Source organism: Nitrosomonas sp. Nm84, from assembly GCF_003201565.1.
Lineage (GTDB): Bacteria > Pseudomonadota > Gammaproteobacteria > Burkholderiales > Nitrosomonadaceae > Nitrosomonas.
The window spans coordinates 1-6,006 of the sequence record NZ_QJJP01000054.1 but is presented as its reverse complement, the minus strand read 5'-3'; the positions used below and the strand labels follow the sequence as shown (position 1 = coordinate 6,006).

Here is a 6,006-nt window from a genome sequence, read left to right as displayed (position 1 = left end):
TAATTTTTCAATCGATTATCACCGTGTTTGACAATTGAGCCAGCTTTCAGTACATTCAAAACTTATGGAAAAGGTGGTTTATTTTTCCTATACCCAATCCGTCTAGCTTTATATATAGTTCTGCTATAGAATTTCTATCTCGTTGTAATTTATTAAAGGGAATTCAGATATCAATACTTACACAGTTGACCTGGAGCAAATAATTTTTTTCATTGACAAGATGGCAAAGCCGCTAGAAGATGGTGGTGTCTACTTCAGACCATCCCTAGATCAGGTAGCGCCAGATTTCTTGCCTGCAACCATTACGGCTTGAAGCCATCTGTTAGATCAAGTTCAAGTCGGGATAATTTAGTCTTTCTCCGATGCATTCTTTCTCGGAAATCCTCTACTAGGAATATTTGAGACCTCTGCCTAACTGGTTTTTTGGATAATTTGTCATTTTTAAACGATTGATTTTAAAAATTACCGCATGAGCAAAAAACCTTAATGACATAGGTATGCAGAGGTTTCATTTAGAATGATTGAGTCTTACGACCCTCCCCGCCAGAAATTTTTCATGATTTAACATATGTACAGCTCAACCCCACGCCAACGGTGCGCATTTACAATTCTTATTGCGCTCTCGGCAATCTTCCTCATCGGATGCAATACCGGATCCAACACTCCAGTCGAATCACCACCGCTCGATGTTGCGGTTGCGAACGTACTGGTGCGTTCAGTGCAAACTTGGGATGAATTTAATGGCCGTGTCCATGCAATCCCGACTGTAGAATTGCGTCCTCGCGTGAGTGGTTACATCAATCGTGTTGCCTATAAAGAGGATAGCGAGGTCAAACCTGGCGACCTTCTCTTCGTCATTGATCCTCGGCCGTACCGCAATGCACTCCATAGTGCGCAGGCGCAGCTCGAACGTGCCCGGTCGACCGCGAATCTTGCGCAAATCAAGACTGAGCACGCGCAGGCGCTGTTCGAAACACGGGCCATGTCACGCGAAGATTTCCACGGTAGACAAACGGAGTTGAACCAAACGGCTGCCGAGATTCGTGCGGCTGAAGCTGCTGTAGCCACCGCCAAGCTCAACCTCGATTTCACCGAGGTTCGAGCGCCAATCGCAGGCCGCGTGGGGCGAGCATACCTAACCGTCGGCAATCTTGCCCAGGCTGACCAATCAATTCTGACAACCTTGGTCTCGCAGGATCCCATGTATGTATACTTCGATTGCGATGAGCATAGCTTCCTGCGCTACAAGGAATTCGCTCGCAGGAACGATCGCGGGAACAATGCATATCTGGTCCGCATCCGTCTGGCTAATGAGGAAGGCTTCCCGCACCATGGGACTGTAGATTTCTTCGACAATCAGGTTAATCCCACAACGGGCACAATTCGTGCTCGCGCTGTCGTCTCCAATACCGACCGTTTCCTGACACCGGGGCTTTTCGCCCGTGTACAGCTGCAAGGCGATGAGTTACTTGCACTTTTGATAGACACCAAGGCCATTCTGACCGACCAGCATCACAAATATATTTATGTGCTAGGAGAAGGAAACAAGGCACTACGCAAAAATATCACATTGGGTCGTCAAATCGATGACCTATACATCGTGCAGTCCGGCCTCGACAAGACAGACATGGTCATTGTCACCGGCGCACAGAAGATCATTCGTGAAGGAATGATTGTAAGGCCTGAGTATGTCGCTATGGAAGCACGAGAGGCTATCTCCCCCCTTCCGGTTCAATAAGAGCCGCGGAATAAGAGCGCGATCATGGATTTTTCCAAGTTCTTCATCGACCGCCCCATATTTGCAATTGTTCTTTCGATCGTTATTTTCGCGGGGGGACTTATCGCCATTCCGCTCCTACCCGCGGGCGAGTACCCAGAGGTGGTGCCGCCTAGTGTCGTTGTGCGAGCAATATACCCCGGCGCCAATCCCAAAGAAATGGCGGATTCAATCGCCGTTCCGTTGGAAGAAGCGATCAACGCCGTCGAAGGCATCATGTACATGAAGTCCGTTGCGGGTTCCGACGGAAGCCTGCAAGTGACAGTCACCTTCACCCCTGGCATCGATCCCGATACCGCAACTGTCCGTGTACAGAATCGCGTCGCCCAGGCCCTGTCGCGTCTGCCCCCCGATGTGCGTCTGTACGGCGTAACCACGCAGAAGCAATCCCCCACTCCGCTCATGTTTGTGAGTCTGACTTCACCAGACAATCGCTACGATGGGGTCTATCTACGCAACTACCTGACCCTGAATATCAAGGATCAGCTCTCGCGCCTGCAGGGTGTTGGCAACGTCGGATTGTACGGAGAAGGCGACTATGCAATGCGCTTGTGGCTGAACCCGGGCAAGCTTGCCACACGCGGGCTTACAGCCAGTGATGTGATCAATGCCGTTCGAGAGCAGAACGTCCAGGTATCCGCGGGTCAGCTGGGCGCGCAACCGTCACCCAAGAGTACGGATTTCCTCGTTCCGATAAATGTGCGCGGGCGGCTTCGCAGCGAACAGGAATTCAGCGATATCGTGCTGAAAAGCGGCGACCATGGCCAACTGGTTCGCTTATCCGACGTGGGACGCGTTGAGCTCGGATCCGGGGATTATACGCTGCACGCCATGATTGATGGAAAGAACGGCGCCAGCGCGGGCATTTTCCTCACTCCCAACGCAAACTCCCTGGCAGTAGCCAGAGCGGTCTACGCCAAGTTTGAAGAACTTTCAGCAAACTTCCCTGCGGGCGTGACGTATCGAATAGTGTGGGACCCTACCGTATTTGTCCGGGAATCCATCCGGGCGGTGGGTCAAACCCTGATCGAAGCGGTTTTCCTGGTCGTGCTGGTGGTCATCCTGTTTCTGCAGACCTGGCGTGCATCCATCATTCCTCTGATCGCGGTACCGGTCTCGATTGTCGGTACCTTCGCTTGGCTGTACCTTCTCGGATATTCCATCAATACGCTAACATTGTTTGGACTGGTGTTGGCAGTCGGCATTGTCGTCGACGATGCCATCGTCGTCGTCGAGAACGTCGAGCGCTACATCGAGGAAGGCCTGGATCCTCTTGCAGCAGCCCACCAGGCCATGAAGGAAGTCTCCGGCCCCATTATTGCCATAGCCCTGGTGCTTTGCGCCGTGTTTGTGCCCATGGCGTTCCTAAGCGGTGTCACCGGCGAATTCTACAAGCAATTTGCTATCACCATCGCCATATCCACCATCATTTCCACAATCAATTCACTGACATTGTCGCCGGCCCTGGCGGCAAAACTGCTCAAAAGACATGATGCTCCGAAGGATGCGCTGACACGGTTGCTCGAGCGTATGTTGGGGTGGCTGTTCCATCCGTTCAACCGGCTATTTCTTCGCAGCTCCCATAAATATCATAATACCGTGGCTCGCACGCTGGGCCGTCGTGGCATAGCGTTCACCGTCTATGCAGGGCTATTGCTCTCGACCGCAATACTGTTCCATATCGTACCGACCGGCTTTATTCCCAACCAGGATAAACTCTACCTTTTCGCGGGAGCCAAATTGCCGGAGGGCGCTTCGCTTGCCCGAACTAATGCTGTCACACATCAACTGAACAAAATTGCCAGCACTATCGAAGGCGTAGACATAACCGAAAGCTATGTGGGCTTGAATGCCTTGCAATCCGTCAATACTCCCAATCAGGTCACCTCCTATATCATCCTCAAACCTTTCGATCAGCGCCAGCGTTCTGCGGAATCCATCACCGCCGAACTGAATGCCAAGCTTGTGGAGGTCAAGGACGGGCAGGCTTATGCATTACTGCCCCCGCCTATTCAAGGACTGGGTAATGGGTCGGGCTATTCTCTTTATTTAGTTGATCGCGCCGGCTTGGGATATGGAGCTTTACAAGAGGCATTAACGACTTTCCAAAACGCAATCGCCCAAACGCCAGGCATGACCTTTCCTGTCAGCTCATATCAAGCCAATATCCCGCAACTCGAGGTCAATATAGATCGAGTTAAAGTATTAGCCCAAGGAGTATTATTGTCAGATCTATTTAATACCCTGCAGATTTATCTAGGTTCTATCTATATTAACGATTTCAACTTATTCGGTCGGGTCTATCGAGTGTTGGCTCAGGCGGACTCAGTTTTTCGCCAGAAGACCGAAGACATCAGCAATCTGTACACGCGCAACGTTCAAGGGGAAATGGTTCCGCTAGGGTCGATGGTGACGATTCAACCTTCATTTGGCCCGGATCCAGTCATCCGCTACAACGGCTATCCCGCCGCTGACCTTATCGGCGATGCTGATCCGCGCGTACTTTCCTCGGGGCAGGTCATCACCAAGCTCTCGAGCGTTGCCGCAGAGGTGTTGCCCCGCGGCATTACGCTGGAGTGGACCGATCTTAGCTACCAACAGGTAACGCAGGGCAACGCGGCGGTCATCGTATTCCCATTATCGATTATGCTGGTCTTTCTGGTGCTAGCCGCCCTCTACGAAAGCTGGACATTACCTTTGGCGGTCATCCTTATCGTGCCGGTATGTATGTGCGCTGCGCTTTTCGGTATTTGGCTCACTGGCGGCGAGAACAATATATTCGTTCAGGTGGGACTGGTAGTGCTGATGGGCCTGGCATGCAAGAATGCCATCCTGATCGTTGAGTTCGCACGGGAGTTGGAGATCCAGGGCAAGAGTACTGTCGAAGCCGCACTGGAAGCCTGCCGTCTTCGACTTCGACCGATCATAATGACCTCAATCGCTTTCATCGCGGGATCTGTTCCCTTAGTGCTCAGCTACGGTGCAGGCAGTGAGGTGCGCTACGCAACAGGTATAACCGTTTTTTCCGGGATGATCGGCGTGACGCTATTCGGATTGTTCCTTACCCCTGTCTTCTATGTCGCTTTGCGCAAGCTGGCTCGTCTCAAACCTTAGGGGCGAATTAGCCTCAGATCAATATCCAAAACTTCCGCACATCATGTGAAACCGACTTTCTATCACTGTGATGAATCAATCCTGAGGTTCCCCGCCGTGCCCATAGCGCCTGTTCCAATGCATCCAGTATCAGTTCCGTTCGCAATGAACGACTCACTCGCCAGCCAACAATATACCGGGCAAAAACATCGGTGATAAAAGCCACATAAACAAATCCTGTCCATGTCGCTACAAATGTAATATCCGCCACCCACAGTTGATTGGGCCGGGCAGCTACAAATTGCCGGTTAACCTTGTCCGTTGGCCGGTCAAGCAAATCGTCCGAAATGGTTGTCCAACACTTTTTGCCGCGTCGAACACCTTGTATTCCAAGCTTCTTCATTAACCGCTCGACCGTACAACGAGCAACACCAATACCTTCTCGCAGCAACTGCCGCCATACTTTGCGAGCACCATAAACTCGGAAATTGTCTTTCCATACCCGCTGTATATCAAGTTCTAGTCTCATATCCCGCTTGATGCGGTCAGGCAATCGATCGGGATCTCGCGCGCGCGCTTTGTGTTCGTAGTAGCTCGACGGGGCAATCCAGATTTCATTGCAGATTGGCTCGACCCCGTATTCCGCTTTGTTGCTATCGACAAAGGTCACCATCATTTCGGTCGGCGGTCGAGCTCCGCCTGCGCGAAATAGGCCGATGCCTTACGTAATATCTCGTTAGCTCGCTTTAATTCCCGATTCTCCTGTTCCAATTCCTTGAGCCGCTCACGATCCGCAGTCGACAGGCCGCCTCGAATTCCCTGATCAATCTCTGTTCGTCTTACCCAGGTGCGCAACGTCTCCGCTGTACAGCCAATCTTTGATGCGATCGACTTGATCGCCGCCCATTGCGATTCATGCTCCTTTTGTTGCTCGAATACCAATCTTACTGCTCGTTCTCGTACTTCCGGTGAATAACTGATTTGGTTTTTCATCTCTTCCTCCTCTCAAACCATTTTATCTCCGGAAATACCGGGACGATTCTGACACGCAATAAAGATGGGCAAATAGTGTTAAAGCTGAAGACACCTTATCGGGATGGCACGACCCACATCATCATGTCGCCACTGGAATTCAT

Annotated in this window: 2 protein-coding genes, 1 pseudogene and 1 other annotated feature; of the genes and pseudogenes, 2 read left to right on the top strand and 1 reads right to left on the bottom strand. The window is 51.4% G+C overall.

Features of this window, described 5'->3' with window-relative positions:
- Positions 1-568 precede the first annotated feature (568 nt).
- Both C8R34_RS15750 and C8R34_RS15745 read left to right on the top strand, forming a co-directional pair.
- Positions 569-1,738 (top strand): efflux RND transporter periplasmic adaptor subunit, encoded by a 1,170-nt coding sequence (locus C8R34_RS15750; RefSeq protein ID WP_097103896.1) that lies wholly within the window; start codon positions 569-571, stop codon positions 1,736-1,738.
- A gap of 24 nt (positions 1,739-1,762) precedes the next feature.
- Positions 1,763-4,891 carry an efflux RND transporter permease subunit gene (locus C8R34_RS15745; RefSeq protein WP_107804568.1) on the top strand — a complete coding sequence of 1,043 codons (3,129 nt, stop codon included), beginning with the start codon at positions 1,763-1,765 and terminating at the stop codon, positions 4,889-4,891.
- A gap of 52 nt (positions 4,892-4,943) precedes the next feature.
- Here C8R34_RS15745 and C8R34_RS17215 read toward each other — a convergent pair.
- A pseudogene (locus C8R34_RS17215) lies at positions 4,944-5,863 on the bottom strand (IS3 family transposase); the annotation flags it as partial.
- Positions 5,469-5,585, bottom strand: a sequence feature (AL1L pseudoknot). Its footprint overlaps the pseudogene before it by 117 nt.
- Positions 5,864-6,006: the final 143 nt, after the last annotated feature.

Bases quoted from the DNA above. Each gene is read 5' to 3' on its own strand.
- C8R34_RS15750 (WP_097103896.1), top strand. From the start codon at position 569: ATGTACAGCTCAACCCCACGCCAACGGTGCGCATTTACAATTCTTATT.
- C8R34_RS15745 (WP_107804568.1), top strand. From the start codon at position 1,763: ATGGATTTTTCCAAGTTCTTCATCGACCGCCCCATATTTGCAATTGTT.